This is a genomic window from Methanosarcina sp. KYL-1 (assembly GCF_024372725.1).
GTDB lineage: Archaea > Halobacteriota > Methanosarcinia > Methanosarcinales > Methanosarcinaceae > Methanosarcina.
The window spans coordinates 54944-80562 of the sequence record NZ_VOUA01000016.1 but is presented as its reverse complement, the minus strand read 5'-3'; the positions used below and the strand labels follow the sequence as shown (position 1 = coordinate 80562).

Here is a 25619-nt window from a genome sequence, read left to right as displayed (position 1 = left end):
ATCAAAAAACAGCGGGAAAAACATGGTAGATGGCGAATCGGAAAGCACAAAGTTCGGAGTCCCCCCTGCGGCGGGAAAAACCACTTCCGGAGTGGACATCCTCCTGGGAGACCCTAAAAAAGCCGTGATAAAACTCTCCATCCCGATTATCGTGGCCATGTCGGTCCAGACCATCTACACGCTGGTGGACACCTTCTGGGTAGCAGGCCTCGGGGCAGACGCCCTTGCTGCGCTGGGTTTTTCGTTTCCTTTCTTCTTCATCCAGATGGCGCTTACGAACGGGCTCGGGATAGGAGGCGGGGCTGCCATTTCCCGCATGATCGGGGCCCGGGACAAGAAAGGCGCAGACAACGTGGCTGTGCACACCCTTGTGCTCATGGCCATAATCATCGTCATTTTTACCGTGCTCTCCCTGGCTTATGTGGAAGACCTCTTCCGGTATTCGGGTGCAGGGCAGACAACCGAACTCGGGGTGGCTTATGCCAGGGTCATCTTTGCAAGCAGCGCTATTTTCTTTTTCACGAGCGTTGCCAACGCCATAATCCGGGCAGAGGGAGACTCGAAGCGGGCTATGAATTCCATGCTGCTCGGCTCCGTACTCAACATAATACTCGACCCGATCTTCATCTACACCTTCGGCCTGGGAGTCGCAGGAGCCGCCCTTGCCACGGTGATCTCGGTTGCAGCATCCGGAGCCCTCATGGCATACTGGTTCTTCGTCAAAAAGGACACCTACGTCTCCTTCGAATTCCATGCCTTCAGCTTCGATAAAGTGATCCTCAAAGACATCTTCAGGGTAGGGGTCCCTGCTTCGGTCCAGCAGGTTGCCCTTGCCATGACCGCCCTCATAATGAACCTCATAATCGTTGCCGTGAGCAACACCGACGGGGTTGCCGTCTACTCCACCGGCTGGCGGGTCGCAACAATCGCAGTCGCTCCCCTGATAGGGATTTCAAGCGCAGTTGTCTCGATTGCCGGGGCAGCCTTCGGGGAGCGGAACTTCAAAAAAGCCAGGGAAGCCCTTGTTTACGGTACCGGGATCGGTTTTCTTGTAGAAGCCGTAATAGGAGCAGGGATATACCTCTTTGCCCCGCAGATCGCAGCCGTCTTCACCCAGGCCGAAGCAGCTTCCCATATCGCTCCCGAACTGACCCGGCTCCTGAAGATCATGACAATCTTCTACCCCTCGGTGGCCTTCGGGATGCTCTCAGCCTCCTTTTTCCAGGGCGCAGGAAAAGGAACGAGCGCCCTTATCGCAACCCTTCTCCGGAGCCTGGTCATGACTCCCCTCTTTGCCGTGCTCTTTGCCTACGAGTTCGAGTGGGGGCTTCCCGGAGTCTGGTGGGGGCTGGTTGCAGGGACGGTTACAGGGTCGGTGATCACTTTTGTCTGGGCTCAGGTTTATTTGAGGTGTATGATAAAGGCAGGGGAGGCGGGAGGAAAGTGTTGAAAATACAGAATACCTGATTTCGGCAGTCCACAATATCACCTGCATGATTTGCCCTTTCCGATATCTTTTATTTTTTGTATTCTCAGGTCAACTCAATGCGTTTCCAATCATCCAAATGCCTTTTTGGTCACCAAATCATTATTGAGAATTCAAGTGCATCCCTGGTCATCCAAATATACTTTTAATTCATGGGGATACCTTTGACTATAATGAAAAGGGGCTCTTCGCTGTTTTGTATGGGTAGAAATTAATTGTGTAGTTAGGAAGTAACCATGTCGAAATGACAAATATCGGTCTTGTGCGTGATTATTCCCAAGAAATGCTTCTAAATATTGCCTACGTCTTTCCCACATAGGAAGTGGATATGAATTACCACTCAAAACAACGAAGAGCCTGAAAAGGACTTATTTTCTATACTTAGCTGAATGAATATCAGCCACATAAAGGTCAAGTTTCAAATCATAAAGTATAAATAGAACCCATCTCTATTTAGTTTGAATTCAAACAATTAGAAAAACGCACAATAAGATTAAAGACAATCTTGATTCGGACGATAAGAATATGAACAACATGAGTTAGGAAAACTCGAACCCAAACACACCACCTCGCGAACAGACCTTTTACTTATCGTCCGGGTCATGACAGGAAAAAGCACCTCACTGTGATTATCAATGAAAGAAGAAAGAATAAAAGAGACGGTTAAGCTCCAGTTTGAGATGATACACCTATTCCACAAAAATTTTGCGAGGGTGTTTCACGAGATCAGGGACAGCCCGCACAACCTGAACAAAAACCAGAACCGTGCCATCCTTATCATCGGGACTAAAGGCGAAATCATGCCTTCCATGCTGGGGAAGTGCCTGGACCTGCAGAAAGGGAGCCTGACGAGCATGATCGATGCCCTGGAAAGGGAAGGTCTAGTCTGCAGAAAGGGAGATCCCGGAGACCGGAGAAAGACCCTTGTCTCCCTTACGGAGAAAGGGGAAGAGTATAAGGAATGGTTCACCGGGGAACTCGAAAAAACCGCGTCCGAAATTTTTGAAAAGCTTGAGGAAGAGGACGTTGTCGCATACCAGGAAAGCCTGCAGGCGATGCTTGGCGTGCTGAAGAAACTGGACGAAACTGCCTGAATTGAAAAGGCCTGAATTGAAAAAGCCTGAATTGAAAAAGCCTGAATTGAAAAGACCTGAATGTAAAGGCCTGAAAAGGAAAGGCCCTAAAGGGAAAAACCAGAACCAAAAAAGCCGAATATCCTAAAATAAACCATATCGGAGGCCTGTAATGGATTCAGAACTCATAGGCAAACTCCAGAAACTGGGTTTCACGGAAAACGAGGCAAAAACCTATGTGGGGCTCCTCAGCTTAAATGAGGCAACGGCAAGGGAAATTCACGAGCTTACGCACGTTCCGAGGCCTAAGGTTTACGGCGTGCTGGACAGGATGGCAAAAAAGGGGTATGTTGAGATAAGAGAAGGGACTCCTGCCTATTTCAGAGGGGTCGACCCGGAACTGCTTACCGAAAGGCTCAGGAACGAGTTCCTGTTCTCCCTGAACGAAACGCTAAAAGAACTTAATTCTGCCGGGAACGGGATGAGAAACCGCTGCTGCTAACTCTCCCCATCGGAAGGAAGCATCGCTTAGAAGTGGTACTTAAAAATGGTACTTAAAAGCGATTCTCAGAAGCGAGGCTTAGAGGCAATATATACCCGGCGGCAAGCGTCTCGGGAACTTTTCTTGATTTTGTTCCAAAAACCCGGAGCCCTGATGCTTGAGAAGGAAGAGGGGCGGAAAAAACGAAATATTTAAGGAAGATAGTATAATGAAAACCAGACCATCCGAATATACAGATTCAGGCAGTCTCTCAGGCAGTCTCTCAAGCAGTCCATCAGGCAGTCCTCCAGATAGATTCTCAAGTAGCCCTGAAGGTAAGCCCGCAGGCAGCCCTTCAGGAAAAAATGAGACCAGAGGGGTCCAGATACTCCAGGGGGACCCGAAAAAAGCCATAATCAAACTTGCAGTCCCCATGATGGTCGCCATGTCCGTGCAGACCATTTACCAGCTTGTCGACACCTACTGGGTCTCAGGGCTCGGCTCCGATGCCCTGGCAGCGATGGGTTTCGTTTTTCCGTTTTTCTTCATAAGCATGGCCCTCTCCAACGGGCTCGGGATAGGAGGTGGAGCTGCAATTTCCAGGAGGATCGGGGCCAGGGACAAGGCAGGGGCTGACAATGTTGCAGTACACACTATAATTATAATGCTGCTCCTGGTCCTGGCATTTACCTTGCCTTTCTATGCCTTTGCTCCCCAGATTTTCACTCTTGTGGGGGCAGGAAAAACCACTGGCCTTGCCGTAGCTTATGCACGGGTCATTTTCCTCGGGAGCCTGGTGGTCTTTTTTACAAACGTGGCAAATTCCATCCTCAGGGCCGAAGGTGACTCGAAACGGGCAATGCAGGCAATGATCCTGGGAGCAGTCCTGAACATCATCCTGGACCCCATCTTCATCTATACCTTTGACATGGGGATTGCCGGAGCAGCCTGGGCTACCCTGTTGTCCCTGGGCATTTCCTCGCTTATGATGCTGAACTGGCTATTTTTCCGGAAAGACACCTTCGTCTCCTTCAATTTCAAAGACTTCAGCTTTGGAAAGGACATCATAAAGGATATATTCAACGTGGCCATCCCGGCTTCCGCCCAGCAGCTTTCCATGTCCCTCACCATGCTTGTCATGAACCTGATAATCGTCGCCGTAAGCAGCACCGATGGGGTTGCGATCTACTCTACGGGCTGGAGGGTAGCAACCATCGCAATCGCCCCCCTGGTAGGGATTGCAACGGCGGTAATCTCTGTCTCCGGAGCTGCCTTTGGGGCAAGGGACTTTGAAAAAGCGGAAAAAGCCCATACCTATGCAACAAAACTCGGCCTCCTCATAGAAAGCGGGGTTGCAGCCTTCACCTTCATCCTTGCCCCGCAGATCGCAGCTATCTTCACCCAGGCCGAAGAGGCAGCCCATATCGCCCCCGACCTCACCCACTTCCTGCGCGTGATCTGCGTCTTTTACCCGACTGTTTCCCTGGGGATGCTCTCCACATCCTTCTTCCAGGGAGTTGGAAAAGGAGTGAACGCCTTTGTCGCAAACCTCCTGAGGACCATTGTCCTGACCCCGCTCTTTGCAGCCCTCTTTGCCTTCAACCTGGAAATGGGCCAGGTAGGGGCCTGGTGGGGGATCGTTGCAGGCAATGCCATAGGGGCAGGAGTTACCTTCATCTGGGCGAGGCTGTACCTGAACGGGATTCTTAAAGCAGAATCACCTGGCAGGCCGCTGGAACAAAGCGCCTGAAAAGAACTGAAAAGAGCCTGAAAACAGAGCCTGAAAAAACCCGGCTTACCGAAATTTTTAAATAATTGTAAATAGGTAATAAGTTACCGTATTCCTACTTAGAAAAAAAGAGAATCCAGCAAATCATTTGAAAGAAGGTAGCCAGGAATGAAAGAAGCAGTTACGGAGAAGCCACTGGAACCCGTCCTGCACGGGTTTCTTTTGAGAGACCGCAAGTTCGTCCCACCCTCAAGAATAAAAATCCTGAAATTTTTCGGAATCATCCCTTCCTCAGAAGCTTAAAACACGGATGAAAGTAAGGACGTAAGTAAAGAGAAAAGCAGGATGAAAACGCGGATGAATCCTGAACCTCTCAACCCGAAAAAAACAGCCTGAAAATTTCCTCCTGAAAAAACCTCCGGGAAAATCCGGATTTCTACTATAAAATCAAAAAGCTGCCATAACCCTGAAAGCCTCTATAAATCCCAATCCCACACCGAAAATCTGGAAAAATCACTTATCTCGATTAATCAACCGAAGAACGAGACCCAAAAACGAAACCAGTTTACTCTTAAAACGGAAAAACGGAAAAATTTACCCTGAAAAACGGTCCCAAAAAACGGGAACAATTAACTCAAAAACGCCTCAAATACCACCACCAACAAAGAACAATAAAAGCGAACAGAAACAACGTCCTGAAAAACGGAAAAAACGGAAAAAACCACATTCAACTAGAAACTCCAAACTACTCCACCGTTCACTAAAGATGAACAAAAACAGCAGTCAACCCAAAAACGACCGCTAAAAAACGTAAACATTCCAACCCCCTGGAAATATACAAAAAAACGCACAAAAAAACCGGAAAAGAACTGGATATTTAGGGGTCCAATTCTTTTACCCGGTTTTTTCTCTGACACCCAGCTTTTCTAAATTATTTTCCACTGTTTTTATCTTCCCACCAGTTCAGAAAGCCATAAATCCGAGCTTTTCCTCTTTTACTCAAATAACAGAATTTCAAACTAAACTCCACACATTTAGATTCAACGCTCGGGGGAAAGACTTTGAAACTCAAAATAAAAACCGAAAAACGCATTGAACTGATAGACATCACCGACGAAGTCAGGGAAGAAGTCAGGAAAAGGGGAATAGAACAGGGCGTATGCATCCTCAGCACCCGGCACACAACTGCTGGAATCATAATCAACGAAAACGAAAGTGGACTGCGGGAAGATATCCTGGACCTGCTTAACAGGCTCGTCCCTGCAGGGGTGGGTTACAGGCACGACAGGATCGACAACAATGCGGACGCACACCTGAAAGCCTTGCTGCTGGGGGCAAGCGAAGCCCTGCCAATCACGGATGGAAACCTGGAACTCGGGACCTGGCAGAGCATCTTCTTTGCCGAAATGGACGGGCCCAGGAACAGAACGGTGAACGTTACCCTGCTGAAGGGAGAATGAGGTAAAGAAAGAAAAACGAAATATAGCCGACCTACATTCGGCAGCAACAACATTTAAACATGTGAATATTTTTGATCGCCTTATTATTGATGCAAATATAAAAATCGATATCATGCAAACTAATTATTTGAAGTATATTGGAATATTCCTCTTCCACTATGAATCTAAATATTAGATAATATTGTCAACAGAGTAAGGGAATTTACACTAAATAAATTCACAAACCATAGTAATAATCGATAGCGATAAAAAATAAAATGAATTTTTATGTTTACCTGCCGAAAGCAGGAGCCTAACATCCGAGCGTCCATTAAGTTTGAACTAATATTTAATAACAGTTAGTTCATATTTCTAGAATAATCTCAAAATGGAGATGTGAAATATGACAAGAATTACTGAAAAAGCATGGTTTGGTAAGAGAATTCTTGGATGGGGTTATCGTCCCATCAGCTTAGAGGGTTGGCTGGTAACTATAGTAGTTTTAGCTGCGGTTTTTGCCAGCATAGATTATCTTGAGAAAACGACAACTCGTTATGCCATTCTTGCTGTAATCCTAATAGTCTATCATATCATTATTTACCTAACTAGCGATTCACCGGGCTCTGAGGTATGGGATAAGTTAAGAAATAAAAATAACGGGAAGCATGTAAGGTGATTTGAGTAACTCAAAAGTGTTGTAACCATTGTAATTTTCTAATGCCTTATGACTTTTCGGATAGGGACAAAGTCAGGTCTTTGTCTTCATATCGCTCCCTGTGCTCTCACCGCTCGCCTCAGCAGGCGGCCTTTTCCTGATTCACTGAAAAAAGTTGCTTGTAAAAAAAAATGAAGAGGAAACCTTTCACCCTGATTTTCAAGCCTGCTTTCGAGATTCTGCTTTGTGAAAAAATCCGATCTACGCCGCAGACGTTAAAAGATGAGACGTTAAAAGATGAAACGTTAAAAGATGAAACGTTAAAAAAAGTTCCTTACGGATGTAACCTGACATCTTCGGGAACTTTCAGAAAATTAGAAGTCGTTAAGGTGTGTCTGCTTTTTCCTGCACTTTTCCCCGGGTATCTCCACAGGGTACTCACCGGTCAGGCAGCCTACACACATATCGTTTTTGTCGCACCCAAGAGCCCTCATGAGCCCGTCAATGCTCAGGTAGCCGAGAGAGTCGGCGTTGATCAGGCCTTCTACCTCTTTTACGGTCTTGTATGAGGCGATAAGCTCCTGGCGGGTTGCCATGTCTATCCCAAGATAGCAGGGAGCAATGATCGCAGGGCTTCCTACGCGGGCGTGCACTTCGGAGGCGCCGGCTTTCCGGACCATGTCTATGATCCTTCTTGAGGTCGTGCCCCGGACAATGCTGTCGTCCACAAGGACAACGCGTTTGCCCTCAACGTTGTCATGAATGGCGTTCATCTTGAGCCGGACTGCGGTTTCACGCATTTCCTGACCCGGCAGGATGAAAGTGCGCCCTATGTAGCGGTTCTTCATCAGGCCTTCCAGGTATTCGGTCCCGGATTCCCGGGCATAGCCGATTGCGGAAGTGATTCCTGAGTCAGGGACAGGGGATATGATATCCGCATCTACAGGGTGTTCCCGGGCAAGTTCCCTTCCGATCCTTTCCCGCACCTTGTAGACAAGCTTGCCGTCAATGACAGAGTCAGGCCTTGCGAAATAGATAAACTCAAAGACGCAGTGTGCAGGATGAGGTTCATTTGTGACCTGGTAACTTTCGAAGTTCCCGTTTTTAAAGACAATGATCTCCCCGGGCTTTACGTCCCGGATAAGACTGCCGTTAAGGGTATCAATAGCTACGCTTTCCGAAAAGACCCCGTACCCGCCGTCTACTTCTCCGAAACAGAGGGGCTTGAAGCCAAATGGGTCCCTGACAGCATAGATGGCGCCGTCGATCTGGATAACCAGAGAATAGGAGCCCACAAGCCTGCGCATCACATTCCTTATGGATTCCACAGGGTCATGCCTGATCAGCTCTTTTACGAGCAGGTGTCCGATGACTTCCGTGTCGGAATCACTGAGAAAAATCCTGCCTTCGCATTCCAGCTCATCCTTGAGCTTCATGGCGTTTACCAGGTTCCCGTTATGGGCAATTGTGACAATCCCGCCCTTGAATTTCAGAATAAAGGGCTGGCAGTTTTCAATCTTTGACCCGCCGGTTGTTGAGTAGCGGACGTGCCCTACTCCAATGTTCCCGATCAGGCGCCCAAGGGACTCCTTGGTATATACATCAGGCACAAGCCCCATGCCCTTTATGGAAAGGGGAGTCGCGCCGTCATATACCATTATGCCCGTGGATTCCTGCCCTCTGTGCTGAAGGGCATAGAGAGCATAGTAAAGCTTGAATGCGACCGAATTGGATTGAGGCCTGTTGTCAGGAAGAATAATGCCTGCAACCCCGCATTCTTCTTTCAATCTTGACCTCCGATGCAGGTAAAAAATAGTAAAAATGAGGCAGGCAGGTTTAATACTTGCACTTTGCCTGCCACTTGTAGCTTCTCATGCGGGGAGTTTTTCCAAAACCACATGAAGTACACTGTTTTGTATGCACGTTGTAAGAAACACTGCCGCATCTTCTGCATTTGACATGCGTGTGTTTCTGTCTCTTTCCCATTGATGCCGTACCTTTACTCATTCCTAGATCTCCTGATAAAAATCAACATCTGTTAAAGTAACATCTGATTAGCCGAAGCGATTTCGTTTTTCTGGATAGGTTCTGCGGCTGTGATATATAAAGCTCTTATGCTAGCCGAGGTTAACGGTAATAGACGAAGTGCTTGATATAGATTACGGAGATACGTATACCACGTTGTCTCCTCTGATGACGACACTGCTGAACTTACTTACGACTTCTCCTTCACGTAATTCTTCAGCGTTGTCAAGCACAAGGTTCATGTGAATATCATATCCTTTCAGTTCACCTCTAAACTCGCGTGCGCCTTTCAATCGAACGATTACAGGTGTATCCAGTGCGTTGTTCAAAATATCCAGAGGTCGGTTTGCCATCCTTACAATCCCCTTAAAATATTATAAATCAAATCATTATCTATATCAATATAAATAGTTAATCCAGACTTAAACTAATCGCCGCGCTCAAATGCTCGGTTATTTGCATCAAAGTCGTAAATACAATATATAAAGCTATCGAAGCGGAATGCTCTTATTTAAAGCACCTCTTTTCTTGAAGAGCCGGAAACGACGGTTCTAAGCTTAATTTTCAGGGGAAAATTATATAATTTAAGCTAAAAACTCCCCGGAAAACACCCTCAGGGCACTTGCCCTCTAAAAAATATTCAGAGGGTAAGAACGGAAACCCCATCATAAAAAATCTTCACAAAACAACATCATAGAGCACGATCAAAGGATACGGCTACGTAACAGGTTAACTAAATTTATCGGAGAGCACACCTACAAAACTTTCCGGCAAGTAAAATTCACGAGCTTCATTCGGAAGTGACATTCGGAAGTAACATTTGCAAGCTACATTCAATAAAAAATCAAACAAAACCAGGAAACAGGATGAGTACAATGACAGGAAAAACCTCAGTGCCAGAAAATCCCATTGTGATGACAATTGCAGGTTCGGACTCGGGGGGAGGAGCCGGGATTGCCGCAGACCTCAAGACCTTTGCAGCCTTCGGGGTCCATGGGACCTGCGCAATCACTTCGGTTACGGCCCAGAACACCACCGGGGTCCTGGAGACTTTTGACCTTGCCGCCGGAGCCGTGGGCAGCCAGATAGAAGCTGTCTGCTCGGACATGGACGTTAAATGGGTAAAAACCGGAATGCTTGCTTCTTCGGAGATTGTAAGTGAGGTTGCAGCCCGGGTAAAAAAGCATAAGCTTTCCCCTGTAATCGACCCGGTAATGGCAGCTGAGGCAGGAGGCGACCTCCTTAGAAAAGAAGCCCTCACCGTCCTCATAGAAGAGCTCCTCCCCCTTTGCAGGGTTATAACTCCGAATGCCTCCGAGGCAGGTGCCCTTGCCGGGATCCCCGTGAAAACCCCGGACGATGCAAAACTTGCAGCCCGGAAAATCGCAGACCTCGGAGCCGAAGCCGTGGTTGTGACCGGAGGACACCTGGATGCCACTGACCTCCTCTACGAGGCTGGCTCAGGCGCCTTTACCCGGGTTTCCGGGACTTTTGTTAAGGGAGGCACCCACGGCTCGGGCTGCACCTACTCTGCGGCAATGACAGCCTGCCTGGCCCTGGGAGATGACCTGGGAACCGCCGCCTGGAAAGCAAAGAAATTCGTTGAGCAGGCAATCCTGAGAAGCCGGCCCGCAGGCAGGGGAGTGAACCCGGTAAACCCCCTTGGACAGGCCCTGGAAGAAAAAGAGCGCTACCTGGTCCTTAAGGACATGAAGGAAGCCGTCTCAATCCTTGCAGAAAGCCCTGATTTTTCAAAGCTTATCCCGGAAGTGGGCTGCAATATAGGAATGGCAGTCCCTGGTGCCGGAAGCTATGAAGACGTTGCCGCCGTTGAAGGCAGGATAGTAAGGCACAGGGGCCGGCCAGTTCCGGTAGGCTGCGTGGATTTCGGGGCCAGCCGGCATGTGGCAAGGATTGTCCTCGCCGCCCTTCGCTGCGATCCTGGAACCAGGGCAGCAGTAAACGTAAAGTACTCCAAAAAAACCCTTTCCGCCTGCAGGGAGATGGAACTTGGCATCTCGTCCTTTGACCGGGCCGGAGAGCCCGAAAACGTCAGTACCATGGACTGGGGCACAGCCGAAGCAATCAGAGCATACGGAAGCATACCGGATGTGGTCTACGACGAGGGCGGAGTGGGAAAAGAGCCCATGGTCCGCCTGCTCGGAGCAAGAGCCACGCAAGTTGCAAAGCTCGCAGTCGAACTTGCAAAAAGAGTCGAATAAAAGCAAGATAGTGATGGCGGAGTATAAAGCAAGCTAATGATGGAGGAGTATAAAGCAAGCTAATGATGGAGGAGTATAAAGCAAAAAAATGAAGGTGGGGGTAAAAACCTCCTTCAAATCGCCTTCAAACCACTTTCAAGCCGCCTTCTATTCTCCTGTTTCTTTCCGAATTATTTTTTGGCTTCTCATCTTTATCTGAGCCTCTTTTCCCGTATTCAACTTCAGTATTTTTTGAAATTGGGGATCCCTCCTGCCGGAACCCTTCAGCCTCAACAAAGTAAACATGTGGATAGCACAGCCCATAAATGGAAGCCAGATAACACTTAAATACGCCAAGGTATATTTTTGTACAGAGAACGTTACGGAGAAATTCAATGGAACAGACAAAAATCATCCTTGACGAGAACGAAATGCCCAGGCAGTGGTATAACGTCCTTGCCGACCTTTCTTCTCCCCTTGACCCGCCTCTGGACCCCCGGACAATGGAACCGATCAGTCCGGAAGCCCTGGAACCCATCTTCGCAAAAGAGCTTATAAAGCAGGAAATGAGCGGGGAGCGGTACATCGACATCCCTGAAGAGGTGCTGGACGTTTACAGGCTCTGGAGGCCGAGCCCGCTCTTCAGGGCCCACAGGCTCGAAAAGCTTCTCAAGACCCCTGCAAAAATCTACTACAAATACGAAGGCGTAAGCCCTGCAGGCAGCCACAAGACAAATACCTCGATTGCCCAGGCCTACTACAACATGAAAGAAGGCACAGAAAGGATCACCACCGAGACCGGTGCAGGACAGTGGGGAAGCGCCCTTTCCCTTGCCTGCAACTATTTCGATATCGAGTGCAAGGTTTACATGGTCCGTTCCAGTTACTACCAGAAACCCTACCGCAAATCCCTGATGACCCTCTGGGGAGGAAACGTCGTGCCTTCTCCCAGCCAGGACACGGAGTTCGGGAAAAAGATCCTGGCAGAGCAGCCCGACACCCCCGGAAGCCTGGGAATAGCGATCAGCGAAGCCGTGGAAGACGCAGCAGCCCATGAGAATACAAAATATGCCCTGGGAAGCGTGCTCAACCATGTGGTGCTGCACCAGACCGTGATTGGCTCAGAGTGCAAAAAGCAGCTTGAAATGGTGGAAACGTACCCAGATATAGTTATAGGCTGCTGCGGAGGCGGAAGCAACCTCGGAGGCATAGGGCTTGAGTTCATAAAAGACCGGCTGGAAGGAAAGCACAACGCAAGGGTGATAGCAGTCGAGCCTTCGGCCTGCCCGACTCTTACGAAAGGAGATTACAGGTACGACTTCGGAGACACGGCCGAGATGACTCCTCTCCTCAAGATGTACACCCTGGGACACAAGCACACCCCCCCGGCCATCCACGCAGGAGGGCTCCGTTACCACGGGGATTCCCCGATCATCAGCAAGCTCTGCGCCGAAGGGCTTCTTGAAGCCGTCTCATACGACCAGTACGCCGTATTCGATGCCGCGGTGCAATTTGCCCGCACTGAAGCCATAGTCCCGGCTCCTGAGTCTTCCCATGCCATCCGCTGCGCAATCGACGAAGCCCTGAAATGCAAGCAGACCGGAGAAGAAAAAACCATCCTCTTCAACTTGAGCGGACACGGGCACTTTGACATGGGTTCCTATGACAAGTACTTCAGCGGGGAACTTTCCTGAAAAAATTGCATGAAAAAATTGCATGAAAAAATTGCATGAAAAAATTGCAATGAAAATGCAACGAAAATAATTGCATAAAAACGCAATGAAAAGAATCACCCAATAAGGCCAAAAACCGGGATGTTGCCCCGGGAATTTCCCCGGAGTCGGGGAATTCCCGGATTTTGCACCTGGCATTAGCCCATTTACTCAAACTGTTTTCGGTTCAGAATGTAAACCACCATCTTCGGATTGAGCTTGCTTTCCTTTGCCACCTTTTCTGCAATAACTTCAGCAGGAACTCCTTCCGCTTTCAGGTCCTTAATTTTCTCGATGACTGAAGAAGGAACTGTATAGTATTCGTTGATGTCCTTCCTGTGACCCCATACATCCCCCTCAAACAGCTCGACTTTCTGCATCTCCAGAAACATCTCAATAGATCTCGAAACTGTCCTTTTGTAGGACCTTGGAAGCTGTACTACCTCAATTTTCGGACAGGTCTCTACCAGTGCAAAAATATCCTTATTTGACGGTCTGAATGCTAGATGAACAATTCTTTCGTTAGGGTTTAACGAAATAATTTCATCTCTGGAACTAACAACTCTAATCTTCGTTACTATCCCCCCGGATTAAATAAATTTAAAATCGACAAAATTCATTGGGTTTCCATGCTTAAATAATTATCTATGTTAAATCTTGAAATTTTCCTTCTCAACCTCAACATATTCGAAAAAAAATGATATTTGTGGAAGTGTGAGTAAAAAAAATTTAAATGTATGATGAGAGTTATTTCCTTTTTATTCATCGTATTTTTTTCACAAAGTATTGGATAATATTAAAAAACTGTTGTAGAAGTTACCTCCCCTGCATTCCCATCTGTCTGCTCCTACTGATGCAGAAATATGCGAGCCCGGAAATCGGCTATCCCTTAAAATGGATGTCGACTGTGTCCATCGAAAAACAAGCGCACTCGTGAAAAGAAGGGATTCTAAAAGAAGTGACTCTTAACGATCCTTAAGCGAGTTGCCTGCTAGCCAGGCATGTCTGTTAACCAGACACCATCAAAAAGACATGGATTCCACGGGATTTGGATTCAGTCAGATAGGATTCAGCCAGATAGGATTCAGCCAGATTCGGGCCTGTCTTTATCTGCAAACCAGGAATTGAATTAAAATAATGTATGGATGCTACCTTTACTCCGGCCTGCAGGAAGAACAGTAAAAAAATCCCATACCCTGTGCCCTGCTCGAAAACTTATCGAAAAAGGGTATATGGGGAATCTGATCCAGAATGAAGGTTCAGCCCGGATTCCCTTTCAAACCGGAAAGTTTCAGATTGGGTGATAAAAATTCTTCAAACCCCTCCTAATAGGAACCCGTACATCCATACCTGACGCCATGTCCCTCTATTGACGCAATTCAAAAACCGACTCACCTCATCAGGAAAAACAAAGTGAAAAAAGGGCAGGCTCACTCCATGCTCTTCTTGCTTAGAATATAGAGGATCATGTCCGAATTCAGTTTGCTTTCTCTGGAAAGTTTATCGGCTATCATGTCATTAGAGAAACGGTCGGCCTTTAACTCCTGAATCTTTTCCAGAATATTCTGAGACACATTGTAGTACTCATTTATGTCCTTCCGGTGTCCCCAGACATCCCCTTCCAGAAGGCTGATTTTCTGCATTTCCAGAAACATCTCGATTGACTTAGAAACCGTCCTACGATAGGACTTCGGAAGCTGTATAGCCTCTATTTTCGGGCATGTTTCCGCAAGCATGAATACATCCCTGTTAGAAGGCCTGAAGGCTAGATGTACTACCTTTTCATTCGGATTTAAGGAAGGAATTTCCTCCCGTGAACTAACCACTCTGATTTTCATACCAATCCCCACTACTCCTCATTTATTTAAAATAACAAATTTTCTTATGCGTTTACGTTTTATATAAGTATCGATTAGCCAAAACATTATTTAGAGGGTCTGTACCCGAATCGGGTTCTTATAGCGTCAGCGTGAGCCTGCAACCCCTCTTCTTCGGCTAACGCGATTATAGTTTCTTTCAGACTTTCAAGCCCACTCTTGCTGATTTTCTGGATACTCGAATACTTGAGGAAGTGGTTTATATTCAGCCCGGAATAAATTCTCGCATACCCGGCAGTGGGAAGCACGTGATTGGTACCGGATGCGTAGTCCCCTACAGGGACAGGGGCATAGTTCCCGACAAAGATCGATCCGGCATTTTTGATCCTGTCAAGCACGGAATCCGAATCAACAACCATTATTTCGAGGTGTTCGGGAGCGAATTTGTTGCTGAAGTCAATGCACTGGTCAAGGGAAACTGAGGTAAGGACTGCAGCATTCTTCAGGGAAGCCTTTACAATTTCACTCCTTGCAGCCTGTTCAGCCTGGACAAACATCTCTTCCCTTACGGCCTCGGCCAGGGCTCCGGAGCTTGTGACCAGCACGGAGACGGCATTCGGGTCGTGTTCGGCCTGGGCAATGATATCCGAGGCAACCATGACCGCATCTGCAGACTCATCAGCAATAATCAGCACCTCGCTCGGGCCTGCAGGGAAATCGATCTCGGCAACATCCCGGACCTGCATCTTGGCAGCCGTTACAAAGACGTTTCCGGGCCCCACGATTTTGTCAACCTTCGGGACGGTTTCGGTCCCGTAAGCCATGGCCCCGACAGCCTGCACGCCTCCGAGCTTGAAGACCGCATCCGCCCCTGCAACCTTTGCAGCAGCCAGGGTCAGGGGGTGCACGGAACCGTCCGCCCCGGGAGGTGTGCACACGACCACCTTCTCAACCCCTGCAACCCTTGCAGGAATCACGGTCATGAGCACGGTTGACGGGTAGGAAGCCCGGCCTCCGGGCGCATAGGCCCCCACGCTCTCCAGAGGTGTTGCCTTCTGCCCGAGCACAATTCCCGGGCTCAGCTCCATGAACCAGGTCTTCTCAGGCAGCTGGGCCTCGTGGAAAGCCCTTATGTTCGCAGCCGCAGTCTTGAGGTGTTCCAGAAGCCCTGCATCGATGCCTGAGAGGGCCTGTGCAAACTCCTCCTCGCTTACTTCAAAATCGGCAAGCTCAACTTTGTCAAACTTCTTTGTGTATTCCCTGAGCGCCGCATCTCCCCGCATCCGCACATCAGAAAGTACGGCTGAAACGGTTTCCCCCACATCTGCAAGCCCGGACTCCCGGGAGAGCAGTTTCTGCATTTCAGCTTCCGAAACATCAGACAAATTTTTGAATAACATGATGACCATCTCTAATATAACCTGAAATATAACCTGAAATCTCCGAAATATAACCTTAGACATCCGAAAGATAAACTTAGGTCTCCGAAATATAAACCGATAAATCTGATCTCATTAAATCCCTGATCTCATTTAATATTTTACCCCGGGATTGAAGCAAACGTAGAGAAAAGATTAGAAATCATGGAAAAAAAGGAAAGAAATCGTTGAAAAAGAATCAGAAATCGTTGAAAGTTTTCTGCCCTGCTCCAGCTTTTTCAGCTTCATCCTCCGGGCCCTGCCCTCCGGCAGAAAACTCCGAACCTCCCTGACCGGCCCTGCCGAGCTGCCTGAAAATCCGCTCTGCAATCTTCGGCCCGACGACTGCAGCCACCCTCTCCGGAGCTGCCCCTGCAAAGTCTGCCGAGGACCGAAAGCCAGCGTCGTACAGCTTCCTTGCCCTGACACGCCCGACCCCCTTCATATCAAGCAGCTCCATAAGTTCGGGGCCTGCTCCGTAGTGGATCCTCTTTTCAAGTCCTGCGGCTTCTTTTGCACCTTTTAGCCCCAGGAGCCCTGCAAGCTGGGCGGCCACGTGCATGATCCACTCGGCAATATCGGCAATTGCACGGATATCCCCCTCTCCGATCCCGAACTTTACACATAGTTCGTTTTCGGGCCTCTCCCGGATCCACTCCAGGACAAGGCGGGCGGTCTTGACCTCGCCCAGGAACCATTCGTACTCCACCATATCAAAGGAGCTCGGGACTTTTACGAACTCATCGGCATGGGTCATCACAAAATCATTAACCTCTTCGTAGTCCTGGCTGCGCATGTAGAGCAAGCGCATGTCCGGAGTGCTGCAGACAAGGTGCAGCAGGGTAAGTTCGGTAAGGGATTCCGCATCACTAAGGCCTTTAACGATCCGGGCTGCCGAGAGGGGGTCAATGTAAAGTTTTGAGACGAGCTTTCCTAACATAGTGGGAAGGAGGGCTTCGGAATCCTCAAGCATCCCTTCCTGCCTTAAAAAACCCAGGCACTCGTCCACAACGGCAGAGAGCCCGAAGTTCGAGTACTGGAAGGCAAAAAAGGTCGCTTCCAGAAAGTCCATGAGCTCTTCCTTCGTCCGGGCAAACCCGTTTGCAACCGTCGAGAGCACATGGGTCCGAAGGGCATTTTCGGTCCCGAGCTTGGACCAGATGTCTTCGGCTCCGGCCTCCACGTAGTTATCGAAAAGGAACACGAACTCCTCGTAAGATTTGGCAAGGAGCACGGCCTCCCCGTAAGGGTCAAGCCTGGGCCTCCCGGCCCTCCCTGCCATCTGCTTGTACTCAAGCACAGGGATAGGCTGCATCCCGGCTTCGGGGGAATAGCGCCGGTAACTCCTTATGACCACCCTCCGCGCAGGCAGGTTCAGCCCGGCTGCCAGGGTAGGAGTGCTCGAGATCAGCTTTATCCTGCCAGCCCGAAAGCCCTCTTCCACAAGCTCCCTTAAGGCCGAGCTAAGGCCGGCATGGTGAAAAGCCGTCCCCGAACGGATGCAGGCCGCAAGCGTAGTCCCCAGATCGGTTTCGCTGTTTTCCAGGACCTCGTCGGCAATCCGGCCCAGGGTTTCCTTATCTTCGGCAGAAAGGGTCTTTTTAACCCCGGGAGCTGCCTTCTTTGCAAAGCCCGCACAGTTTTTCCTGCTGCTTTCAAAGACCAGGCACTGCCCGCCTTCCTGCAGGGTGTCCAGCACAAGATTTACAGCCTCGTCCTTTGTGGGCTGCTCCACTGGCCTTTCCCTGTCCCTGCAGTAGTAGGTCCCGGAAAAAAACACCCCTTCCCGGAGTTCCGTGGGCCTCCACTCACTCAGGACCAGCCCCCCGCCCAGCCAGTCCGCAAGCTCGCCGGCATTCCCCACGGTTGCTGAAAGCGCCAGGACCTGGCATGAGGGGTTCATCCTTCGCAGCTTTGCAAGAGTGACTTCAAGGGTCGGCCCCCTGTCAGGGGAATCAATAAGGTGGACCTCGTCTGCCACGACCACCGAGATCTCCTGCATCCAGGTTGTTTCGTTCCTGAGGAGGGAGTCCGTCTTTTCCGAAGTAGCCACGATAATATCGTTAATTCCCAGTTCCTCATCCCGCCGGTCGTAGTCCCCGGTAGAAATCCCGACCCTTATCCCGAGCCCAGAGAATTCCTTAAAGCGCCTGAATTTCTCCGAGGCAAGCGCCCGCAGGGGCACGATATAGAGAGCCTTGCCCCCGGAAAGCACGGACTTCAGCATCGCAAGCTCCGCAAGCAGGGTCTTTCCCGAAGCCGTAGGAATTGCCGCAAGCAGGTTTTCCCCTTCAAGCAGCCCCTTTTCCACGGCCTCCGCCTGGGGCGGGTAAAGCTCCAGAATCCCGGAGTCCTGATAAAACCGTTTCACTTCACCTGGCAGGTCGAGGCTTTCAATCTTCATCGGAAACTAAACTCCCGCATTAAATAAAAAAGTAATTTGGAAAAACAAAGAAAATTGGAGCCCCCTTGAAAGGAGGCCAAAATTTTTAGATTAACCAGTTAATTTTTGAGTAACAGGTAAAAACACAGCTCAATCAGCCGCCGCGTAGTAATAATCCCCGCTTTCCTTCTGTTCCCGGTCAAGCCTTGACCCCAGGTTGTTCACGCGGGGGCGCCTGGTCTCTTCGTCCCGGCGGAAGGTGATGCTGAGGTTCTTTAAGAATTTGTTCATGCCATCCTTCATGTTGAAGGGGCCGTGGGCTTCACCGTAGACAGAGGGTTTGCCTTCGAAGACCAGGAGGCGCTGGCTGAGCATGTCGATCATGTAGATGTCGTGGTCAACCACCATGGCGGTTTTCTGGTTGTTTTCGGCAAAGCGGTTCAGGACCTTTGTGACCATGGAGCGCTGTTCCACGTCAAGGTGGGCGCTCGGCTCGTCAAGGATATAGAGGTCGGCTTCCTGGGAGAGGCAGGCTGCAATTGCCACCCTCTGCAGTTCACCGCCGCTCAAATCAGTGAGTATGTTGTCGTAGAGCCGCTCGAGCTGAAGAGGCTTTGCAATCTCAACTTCGTAGTAACTGGTCCCAAACTGCTTCGAAATTCCCCGTAGGAAGTCCTGGACACGCACGGGCGTATCGGCCTTAATGTACTGGGGCTTGTAGGAAATCTTGACATCGATTCCCGGTTCCCCGACATCCGGCTTGATTTCCCCGGCCAGGATTTTTACGAAGGTAGACTTCCCTATCCCGTTCGGGCCCACGATCCCGAGCACCTCGCCTTCCCGGAGGCTGCCGCCCGTGGCTTTTAAGGAGAAGCCTTCCCCGTACTGCTTGGAAAAGCCGTTGAAGGTCACCGCCGACCTTAAAGCGGAATCCTCTCTTGGGGGGTGGACCTCGAACTTGATAGCCTCGGGCCGAATCCTGATGTTTTCTTCCGGGAGGTAGCCTTTTAGGTACTGGTTGATCCCGACGCGTACGCTCTTTGGGTAGGTGACCACACCGAATCCTCCGGGTTCACCGTAGGTGACGTGGACGACGTCTGCAAGCATGTCCAGGATTGCAAGGTCGTGCTCTACCACCATTACAGCCCTTTCCTTCGCAAGTTCCTGGACCAGGCGGGCCACGTTAATCCTCTGGTAGATATCCAGGTAAGGGCTGATTTCGTCAAAGAAGTAGAACTGGGCGTCCCTGGCCGCACAGGCAGCTATTGCCACCCTCTGCAGTTCGCCTCCGCTTAACTCCGTGATCTTGCGCCCGATTACACCCCTCAGGTCCAGGTAATCGACAAGTTCGTCAAGGACGCCTCTCTCATCGGTCTTTTCGAGCAGTTCGGAAGTCTTGCCTTTGAAGGCTTTCGGGATCATGTCCACATACTGGGGCTTCTGGGAAATCCGGACCTTTCCATCCACAACGGCTTTGAAATAGTCGTGCAATGCCGTGCCTGCATAGTGCTCGAGCACGGCGTCCCAGTCCCCTTTACCCTTCCCGAAGTTCGGGACCAGGGCTCCGGAAAGGATCTGGACCGAAGTACTTTTTCCTATCCCGTTAGGTCCCAGGATACCCGTAACTTTCCCGACCCTGGGCACGGGGAGCCCGAAGAGGGCAAAACCGTTGGGCCCGTACCTGTGGGTGGGCTCTTCCAGGGCTTCGGGCAGCCCTATGATCATGATGGCTTTGAAGGGGCACTTGTTAATGCATATCCCGCAACCCACGCAGAGCTCCTCGGATATTACCGGCTTTCCGTCCTCTTCGAAAACGATTGTTTCGTCCCCTGTCCTGACCCTGGGGCAGTACTTTTCGCACTCCTTGCTGCACCGCCTGGGCTGACACCTGTCCTTGTTAAGTATTGCTATTCGCATAATGATCCCCGAAAATTACGTTTTTGCTTATGATGGGTTAAACAGTCTATATTTTACCGACGTCTGATGATTATGAGTCTGATGATTTTGAGGTGTTTGTTTTGAGGTGTTTGCCCCTCCTGGAGAGGCAATTATCACAATAAATGCTGTTCGTGGCTTTGAAATGCCTGCCTATAACACAGGAATGATAGTAAAAGGGCTATAAAAAAGATAAGGTAAAAGGCCTTCCATCGGGAAAGCCCATTTCTGCAGTTCAGGAAAAAAGAACTTCAGTTAAGGAGCAGGGTCCAGGTCACAAGGAAGAAGTCCAGTACGATGAACTCCACATAAAACCAGTCCTTGAACTTGAATTCCTTTGTATCGATCTTGATAGCAGGGTAAATCAACCTCTGGATATAGTACGTAAGTGCAAAAATAATCGTAAGCAGGGCATACCAGATCCTGTCCTCTCCGGCACCGTACATGTTGAAGGCTATTAGCCCTGCAAGGATCCCGAGCACAGTTGCCACAGCGGTCTTGATAATTCCGTCCCTATGGGCCTTTTGCTTTTCTTCCGGGGTTTTTTCCCTGGCAAAGCTCTTTTTTTCAGTAATTTCTGCGCTTGCTGGCGCACGTTCTATGGAGGCCTCTACCTTTTCTGCGGATTCCTTTCCGGGTTTTGAGCCTTTAGACTTGGGGGTTTGTTTACTCAACTATGTACTCTCCTGAACGGCCGTTATCTCTTCTGGAAGCCTGGCTCCAGAGAATCATCAGGGAATCAGACTCGAAATGTCCCTGATTTAGACAAATTCATTACTTAAAACATTACCGATCTGATCTATAGATATCGAATCAATTCCTATTGAATTTAAATGTTTTGAAAACTTTGAAGGCCTGTGCCCCCCCGGGTGGTAGACCAGGGTAACTTCAGGGTCGAGTTTCCTGACCATATCCTCAAGCCCGCAGGCATCAAGGTGGTCGCTTATCCTGATTGTGGGATAAGGATAGTCCATCCGGCAGCTTAACACGTACTTGTTCATGTGCCAGGGGAGCTTATTAAGGTCCCAGGGAGCGACAATGAATACCCCGTCTTCTCCTCCGGAGTCAAGCCCTTCCAGCTCTCCGGCGTCTTCGAGCATGCTTTGGGTAAGTGCCCGGGTCCTGGCCTCCATCCGGATTGCTCCGTCGTACCCAAAACCCCTAACGAGTTCTACAGCCCGCTGGGCTTTTCCGAACTCATATGCCCCAAAGGCAACCGCCCCTTTCCCGAAAAGGGCGCTCTTCATGCTCTCCAGGTCATCCGTAAAATGGCAGGAGGGGTCTTCAGGGTCCCCGTAGTTGGCCTCGGTAATGAGGACATCACAGGGAGGAAGCGCGCTTGCATCCTTTACATCCCCGGTAACCAGGATCCGTGTCCCTACATCGTTTTTCCAGTAAAAAGCCGTTGCTCCTGCCGTATGTTCAGTGGGATAGGTCCTGACCCGGACCCCGCCCAGGTCAACTTCGTCCCCGAGCCTGAAAGTGCTGCCCCTGTACTCCCGGTCATGCCTGATCTCAAGCGCTCTTGCAGTCTTATCCGAACAAAAGGCTCGGTCCGAGAGCATCGCCGATTTCCCGTGGTGGTCGGAATGGGCATGGGTGATCAGGTAGGCATCGGGCTGGGGATACTTGCCCGGGGTCCTTGTGGTGTCAACGGAAAACATGCGCAAATTTCCGGCATCGTCCCTGAAGCGGATCGAGACATGGGGTTTAAATGTTCCACGGGAATTCCGCTGTCTGAGCGCCAGCACACCAAGGTCTATCAACTTTTTAGAAATCAAGCCAATCTTTGAGGAGATTACACTTAAGGTATTTACATTTTTTCTGTGGAGCCCCCGATATGCGCCTGACAGGGTATAGACCGGAAAAAGCTTTCAAAAAACAATTTAACCGGAAAGCACTATCAAGAAACCATTAACAAGAAACCATTAACAAGAAACCATTAACAAGAAAGAAACCGGAAAGTAAACGGAGTCAATTAAAGAAAATTATGAGCCCCGGGTTCCATGCAGCCCCGGGAAGATTCTTGTAAGAAAAAATAAAGGATCAGAGAATTTTATCGAGTTCTGCCGCAAGAACACTGCCCTGGGTAACTCCCATGTAGCGCTTGACTTCGACACCTTCTTTCTCAATGATAAGTGTCGGGACAGCGTGTATGCCGTACTTTGAAGCAAGTTCCTGGTTTTCGTCCACATCGACAACCTTGAACTCGACCCTGTCCCCATACTGCTTTTCGAGCTCTTCAAGAATCGGTTTTTGCATCCTGCAAGGTCCACACCATGTCGCTGAAAAGTCCAATAACATTGGTTTCATAAAATCACCTGCAATACGTTGAAACATCTGAATATTTTTTGGTGTTCGTTAGTTGATTCACTCAGGTAGCCAGCAGAAAATCGCACCCAAGCAGCCTGTACGACAGAGCTGACCGGAAACCCAATCCTGAATGATAAGCATAACCTGGAAGATAGAATTACCAGAACAGGGTCGGGAATCAATTGTATATATTATCTTCGAGCATATATAACGCTTATCTTGATATAAGGGGTCTCATTTTCAGCGTATTCCGAAAAAAGAACGCCTTCAGGCTTTTTACTGCAGGACCGGAAATCCGACCCCGGCCAATTTCCAGCAGGACACCTTTAACTCAACCCTGCACCCACAGGTGTGGGCTTGAACCTTTCCTGAAGACCTGAAATTTCCTGAAGACCTGAAACCTTTCCAGAGGGGGTAAAATTCAGGACCTGTCCCTGTCCTGAGTTTGAGAATTTCCGGCCTGCACTTTGATGATATTTCCAAAGTACATGCAGCCTTCCATGGAGATAGTCGGCATCTCGGGAGATTCGTCCACCAATTTTACGGGGGCGCCCCTGATAAGCACGCAGGGCACTCTTTCCCCGGCCTCCCCCATAAGGAGCTCGGCAGCCGAGACAAGGTTGTCTGCCACGGCTTTGTGCGTTATATGAAGGGGTTTCCCGTAGATGTCGGAACTGCCTCTTGCGTCCTCTACGGGCACAAACCCGGAAACCCCAAGGGCAAGCCCGGTACAGCCGAGCCTGAGGGGCTGGGTCCTGCTGTCCCCGATAATCACCCCGAGCCGACAGGAATGGCGCTGCTCAAGCCGTTTCCGAAGATCGTCTGCACTTTTCCGGGGGTCTTCGGGGAGGAGGACTACGCAGCCCTCCGGGGCGTTGGAGGCATCGATTCCTGCGTTAGGGGCAAGGATACCCTTTGTAATGGTAAGGGCAGCCCCCGGCACGCCCCCGAAGATCTCGTCACATTCCCTGAGCACGAGTTCCATTTCCCTGGGGTCAAGCTCGTACTTCTCTCCAAGGATCAGGGCCCTTTCCCCGGGCGTGATGCTTGCAAGCTCCACTATCCTCTTTTCCGCTGTTGCAACCGCAGACTCGGCCAGGACAAAAATGTCCCCTTCAAGGGGCTCCAGGCCGGCTTCTTTCAGGGAAGCTTCCAGGACCTGCATGATGTCGTCCCCTGCCCTGATAATCGGGGTCTTAATCCCAAACATCTGGATGGAAGTAATTTCTGAATTCATGTTTTGATGCCTTTGAAAACCAATACTTATTTACAATTCCCGGAACTGAAAAACCGATAGAGAGGGAATCCAGCGTAAAATACCGGAAGTTATTGATAAATGTATCCAAAATATACCCCGAATGTATCCGGAAATTTCCGAAAACTCCCGTATCAGTAAATGTACCCGGAAAGCTGTCTTAGAGCAGGGGGAATTCAGGCTAACCTGGAACAGCCGTTAATGACATTCAGGCCAGCTGATTCAACAGTGCATTTAAGTTCCCTGTAACACCTTTCAAAGAGGACAGGGGCAGCTTCGATCTCCCTTACATTGAAATCGTAGTAACTTGCAAATTCCTGCACCCTGGCCTCGAAATCCAGCTGATACTTAAGGCCGGTATCGATTTTTGCAACCTGTGTATACCGGGCGGCCCTGAATACCATCCTGGACTCTTCAAGTTTTTCGAGGCTTCTGGCAAAGCCGTTGGCTACAATCATGTTCTCCCAGCTGGCAGCCCACATGGGGGTCAGCATGAAGGTCCGGGCACCCGTGAAGCTTTTTACGGTATCCACGAAAGCTTTCTTTCCCCCCAGGGTTGCACAGATGCAGTCGTCTACCAGGTTTCCTTCGGCATCCCTGAGGAAGAGGAGGGGGCAGTCCAGATGCCCGAAATCTTCCTCAAGGTCTTTAAGCATGTTCCCGCAAAGCCCGTAGAAAAGCAGCAGCCCGTCAGAGAAGAGGGACATCCGCAGGACAGCCTCATAGACGTTCAGTTTAAGCCTGGTGCGCCTTTTACCCATGCCGACGATTTCCAGCACGTTCAGCACAAGCGCCAGGCCTTCCCCGCCTTCCAGGTGCATCTCTCTCAGCCCCCTGTGGGCTTCCACGTTTTCGAGAGTGATCTCCCTGCAGGGGCAGCCGACCTCACCCAGCTTTCGGACAATGCCCTCCGAACTTTCGTTTTTTATTATCAGGACTTCATCCACCTCATCATCCTGTTCCACAAGATGAACAATTTCATCTTCAAAGATTTTACAAGATATGATACCAATTACCCTCATACGAACCTCCTTTTCGAGCACCTCGGACCCGGCGGAAGCTTTCGGTTATTCAAATAACCCGACTCTCCGGGCAGGACCGTGTTTCCTGTCTCCCGGAGTCCGGGCCAGGAAATCGAACTCCGAAAAGGAATGCACCACTTTCAGCACTCCTGTCCGCAGCTGCTCAACTTATGCCCAAAAAAAGATACAGACAAAAAAGCTCTTTTCGACTACCAGACCTTTCTTATGCAACGCCTTTGAATAATACCTTAAGAGGAATGTACAAACCGATTTTCCCTCAGATGCCTTTTCCGAGCAATTGCCTGACACATCATCTCCCTGGCGACATGTAAGATTAAGAAACATAGCAGCGAAGGTTCGGGAGAAAGGAGAAGAATGCACGTTTTATGCGATCCTGCCGATCTACCATGTCACATGCCCGTAATATTATGTTTAACAGTGATTTCGCAATTAAGAGTGATTTGTATTTACATTTATTATGCAATTAACAATGTAAACTGTGCCGATAATAACTGCTTATAGTTACGAGATATAACTACTTAAAAACAGGCTAAAAAAAGAATATAGAAAGTTATATATGCAAAAATATTTGGCCGAACGCCACATAAGTTAACACTGTTACACAACAGATAAGTGATAGAAGTTAACGGCATGAAAGAAAGAAGAATTCACAAA

Annotated in this window: 22 protein-coding genes; 9 read left to right on the top strand and 13 right to left on the bottom strand. The window is 49.4% G+C overall.

Features of this window, described 5'->3' with window-relative positions; translation table 11 throughout:
* Positions 1-22 precede the first annotated feature (22 nt).
* From FTO70_RS11580 to FTO70_RS11550, 7 genes are all read left to right on the top strand, one after another.
* On the top strand, positions 23-1450 hold the full coding sequence (locus tag FTO70_RS11580) for an MATE family efflux transporter (protein WP_255335911.1): 1428 nt from the start codon (positions 23-25) through the stop codon (positions 1448-1450).
* A gap of 671 nt (positions 1451-2121) precedes the next feature.
* Entirely contained in the window at positions 2122-2580 is a 459-nt protein-coding gene (locus tag FTO70_RS11575) for a MarR family winged helix-turn-helix transcriptional regulator (RefSeq protein ID WP_255335910.1), read from the top strand.
* A gap of 151 nt (positions 2581-2731) precedes the next feature.
* Positions 2732-3061: a TrmB family transcriptional regulator gene (locus FTO70_RS11570; RefSeq protein ID WP_255335909.1), complete on the top strand. Its 330-nt coding sequence runs from the start codon at positions 2732-2734 to the stop codon at positions 3059-3061.
* Between the two features lie 208 nt (positions 3062-3269).
* Positions 3270-4790 carry an MATE family efflux transporter gene (locus FTO70_RS11565; protein ID WP_255335908.1) on the top strand — a complete coding sequence of 507 codons (1521 nt, stop codon included), beginning with the start codon at positions 3270-3272 and terminating at the stop codon, positions 4788-4790.
* Positions 4791-4937: 147 nt separating this feature from the next.
* Positions 4938-5072, top strand: coding sequence for a hypothetical protein (locus FTO70_RS11560; protein WP_255335907.1), 135 nt, complete (start codon positions 4938-4940; stop codon positions 5070-5072).
* Between the two features lie 758 nt (positions 5073-5830).
* Complete coding sequence (locus FTO70_RS11555; protein ID WP_255335906.1) at positions 5831-6229, top strand: secondary thiamine-phosphate synthase enzyme YjbQ; 399 nt, start codon at positions 5831-5833, stop codon at positions 6227-6229.
* Positions 6230-6611: 382 nt separating this feature from the next.
* Complete coding sequence (locus tag FTO70_RS11550) at positions 6612-6884, top strand: hypothetical protein (protein ID WP_255335905.1); 273 nt, start codon at positions 6612-6614, stop codon at positions 6882-6884.
* Positions 6885-7237: 353 nt separating this feature from the next.
* On the opposite strand, the gene purF is transcribed toward FTO70_RS11550, so the two are convergent.
* From purF to FTO70_RS11535, 3 genes are all read right to left on the bottom strand, one after another.
* The gene (gene purF, locus FTO70_RS11545) at positions 7238-8650 is read right to left on the bottom strand and encodes an amidophosphoribosyltransferase (RefSeq protein WP_255335904.1); all 1413 of its coding nucleotides are present in this window, start codon (positions 8648-8650) and stop codon (positions 7238-7240) included.
* A gap of 49 nt (positions 8651-8699) precedes the next feature.
* Positions 8700-8870 carry a 50S ribosomal protein L37e gene (locus FTO70_RS11540; protein ID WP_255335903.1) on the bottom strand — a complete coding sequence of 57 codons (171 nt, stop codon included), beginning with the start codon at positions 8868-8870 and terminating at the stop codon, positions 8700-8702.
* A 152-nt stretch (positions 8871-9022) separates the two neighbouring features.
* On the bottom strand, positions 9023-9241 hold the full coding sequence (locus FTO70_RS11535; protein WP_011032293.1) for an LSm family protein: 219 nt from the start codon (positions 9239-9241) through the stop codon (positions 9023-9025).
* Positions 9242-9763: 522 nt separating this feature from the next.
* Between FTO70_RS11535 and thiD the strand changes: the two genes are divergently transcribed.
* The gene (gene thiD / locus FTO70_RS11530; protein WP_255335923.1) at positions 9764-11110 is read left to right on the top strand and encodes a bifunctional hydroxymethylpyrimidine kinase/phosphomethylpyrimidine kinase; all 1347 of its coding nucleotides are present in this window, start codon (positions 9764-9766) and stop codon (positions 11108-11110) included.
* Positions 11111-11484: 374 nt separating this feature from the next.
* Positions 11485-12783, top strand: a complete 1299-nt coding sequence (locus tag FTO70_RS11525) for a TrpB-like pyridoxal phosphate-dependent enzyme (protein WP_255335902.1) — start codon at positions 11485-11487, stop codon at positions 12781-12783.
* A gap of 185 nt (positions 12784-12968) precedes the next feature.
* Here FTO70_RS11525 and FTO70_RS11520 read toward each other — a convergent pair whose 3' ends face one another.
* From FTO70_RS11520 to FTO70_RS11475, 10 genes are all read right to left on the bottom strand, one after another.
* Complete coding sequence (locus FTO70_RS11520; RefSeq protein ID WP_255335922.1) at positions 12969-13382, bottom strand: DUF1699 family protein; 414 nt, start codon at positions 13380-13382, stop codon at positions 12969-12971.
* Between the two features lie 849 nt (positions 13383-14231).
* A complete protein-coding gene (locus tag FTO70_RS11515; protein WP_255335901.1) occupies positions 14232-14639 on the bottom strand; it encodes a DUF1699 family protein in 408 nt (135 codons plus the stop codon).
* An 86-nt stretch (positions 14640-14725) separates the two neighbouring features.
* Positions 14726-16027, bottom strand: coding sequence for a histidinol dehydrogenase (gene hisD, locus FTO70_RS11510; protein ID WP_255335900.1), 1302 nt, complete (start codon positions 16025-16027; stop codon positions 14726-14728).
* Between the two features lie 208 nt (positions 16028-16235).
* Positions 16236-18440: an ATP-dependent DNA helicase gene (locus tag FTO70_RS11505; RefSeq protein WP_255335899.1), complete on the bottom strand. Its 2205-nt coding sequence runs from the start codon at positions 18438-18440 to the stop codon at positions 16236-16238.
* A gap of 129 nt (positions 18441-18569) precedes the next feature.
* Positions 18570-20336 carry a ribosome biogenesis/translation initiation ATPase RLI gene (locus FTO70_RS11500; protein ID WP_255335898.1) on the bottom strand — a complete coding sequence of 589 codons (1767 nt, stop codon included), beginning with the start codon at positions 20334-20336 and terminating at the stop codon, positions 18570-18572.
* Positions 20337-20605: 269 nt separating this feature from the next.
* Positions 20606-21028 carry a hypothetical protein gene (locus FTO70_RS11495; protein ID WP_255335897.1) on the bottom strand — a complete coding sequence of 141 codons (423 nt, stop codon included), beginning with the start codon at positions 21026-21028 and terminating at the stop codon, positions 20606-20608.
* 87 nt (positions 21029-21115) lie between these two features.
* Complete coding sequence (locus FTO70_RS11490; protein ID WP_255335896.1) at positions 21116-22135, bottom strand: MBL fold metallo-hydrolase; 1020 nt, start codon at positions 22133-22135, stop codon at positions 21116-21118.
* A gap of 265 nt (positions 22136-22400) precedes the next feature.
* Positions 22401-22694 (bottom strand): co-chaperone YbbN, encoded by a 294-nt coding sequence (locus FTO70_RS11485; protein ID WP_255335895.1) that lies wholly within the window; start codon positions 22692-22694, stop codon positions 22401-22403.
* 394 nt (positions 22695-23088) lie between these two features.
* Positions 23089-23904: a coenzyme F420-0:L-glutamate ligase gene (gene cofE, locus FTO70_RS11480; RefSeq protein ID WP_255335894.1), complete on the bottom strand. Its 816-nt coding sequence runs from the start codon at positions 23902-23904 to the stop codon at positions 23089-23091.
* Positions 23905-24098: 194 nt separating this feature from the next.
* Positions 24099-24944 (bottom strand): DUF1638 domain-containing protein, encoded by an 846-nt coding sequence (locus FTO70_RS11475; protein ID WP_255335893.1) that lies wholly within the window; start codon positions 24942-24944, stop codon positions 24099-24101.
* Positions 24945-25619: the final 675 nt, after the last annotated feature.

Coding starts and splice junctions, on each gene's coding strand:
- FTO70_RS11580 (WP_255335911.1), top strand. CDS start 23: ATGGTAGATGGCGAATCGGAAAGCACAAAGTTCGGAGTCCCCCCTGCG.
- FTO70_RS11575 (WP_255335910.1), top strand. CDS start 2,122: ATGAAAGAAGAAAGAATAAAAGAGACGGTTAAGCTCCAGTTTGAGATG.
- FTO70_RS11570 (WP_255335909.1), top strand. CDS start 2,732: ATGGATTCAGAACTCATAGGCAAACTCCAGAAACTGGGTTTCACGGAA.
- FTO70_RS11565 (WP_255335908.1), top strand. CDS start 3,270: ATGAAAACCAGACCATCCGAATATACAGATTCAGGCAGTCTCTCAGGC.
- FTO70_RS11560 (WP_255335907.1), top strand. CDS start 4,938: ATGAAAGAAGCAGTTACGGAGAAGCCACTGGAACCCGTCCTGCACGGG.
- FTO70_RS11550 (WP_255335905.1), top strand. CDS start 6,612: ATGACAAGAATTACTGAAAAAGCATGGTTTGGTAAGAGAATTCTTGGA.
- FTO70_RS11540 (WP_255335903.1), bottom strand. CDS start 8,870: ATGAGTAAAGGTACGGCATCAATGGGAAAGAGACAGAAACACACGCAT.
- FTO70_RS11535 (WP_011032293.1), bottom strand. CDS start 9,241: ATGGCAAACCGACCTCTGGATATTTTGAACAACGCACTGGATACACCT.
- thiD (WP_255335923.1), top strand. CDS start 9,764: ATGACAGGAAAAACCTCAGTGCCAGAAAATCCCATTGTGATGACAATT.
- FTO70_RS11525 (WP_255335902.1), top strand. CDS start 11,485: ATGGAACAGACAAAAATCATCCTTGACGAGAACGAAATGCCCAGGCAG.
- FTO70_RS11515 (WP_255335901.1), bottom strand. CDS start 14,639: ATGAAAATCAGAGTGGTTAGTTCACGGGAGGAAATTCCTTCCTTAAAT.
- hisD (WP_255335900.1), bottom strand. CDS start 16,027: ATGGTCATCATGTTATTCAAAAATTTGTCTGATGTTTCGGAAGCTGAA.
- FTO70_RS11505 (WP_255335899.1), bottom strand. CDS start 18,440: ATGAAGATTGAAAGCCTCGACCTGCCAGGTGAAGTGAAACGGTTTTAT.
- FTO70_RS11500 (WP_255335898.1), bottom strand. CDS start 20,336: ATGCGAATAGCAATACTTAACAAGGACAGGTGTCAGCCCAGGCGGTGC.
- FTO70_RS11485 (WP_255335895.1), bottom strand. CDS start 22,694: ATGTTTCAACGTATTGCAGGTGATTTTATGAAACCAATGTTATTGGAC.
- cofE (WP_255335894.1), bottom strand. CDS start 23,904: ATGAATTCAGAAATTACTTCCATCCAGATGTTTGGGATTAAGACCCCG.
- FTO70_RS11475 (WP_255335893.1), bottom strand. CDS start 24,944: ATGAGGGTAATTGGTATCATATCTTGTAAAATCTTTGAAGATGAAATT.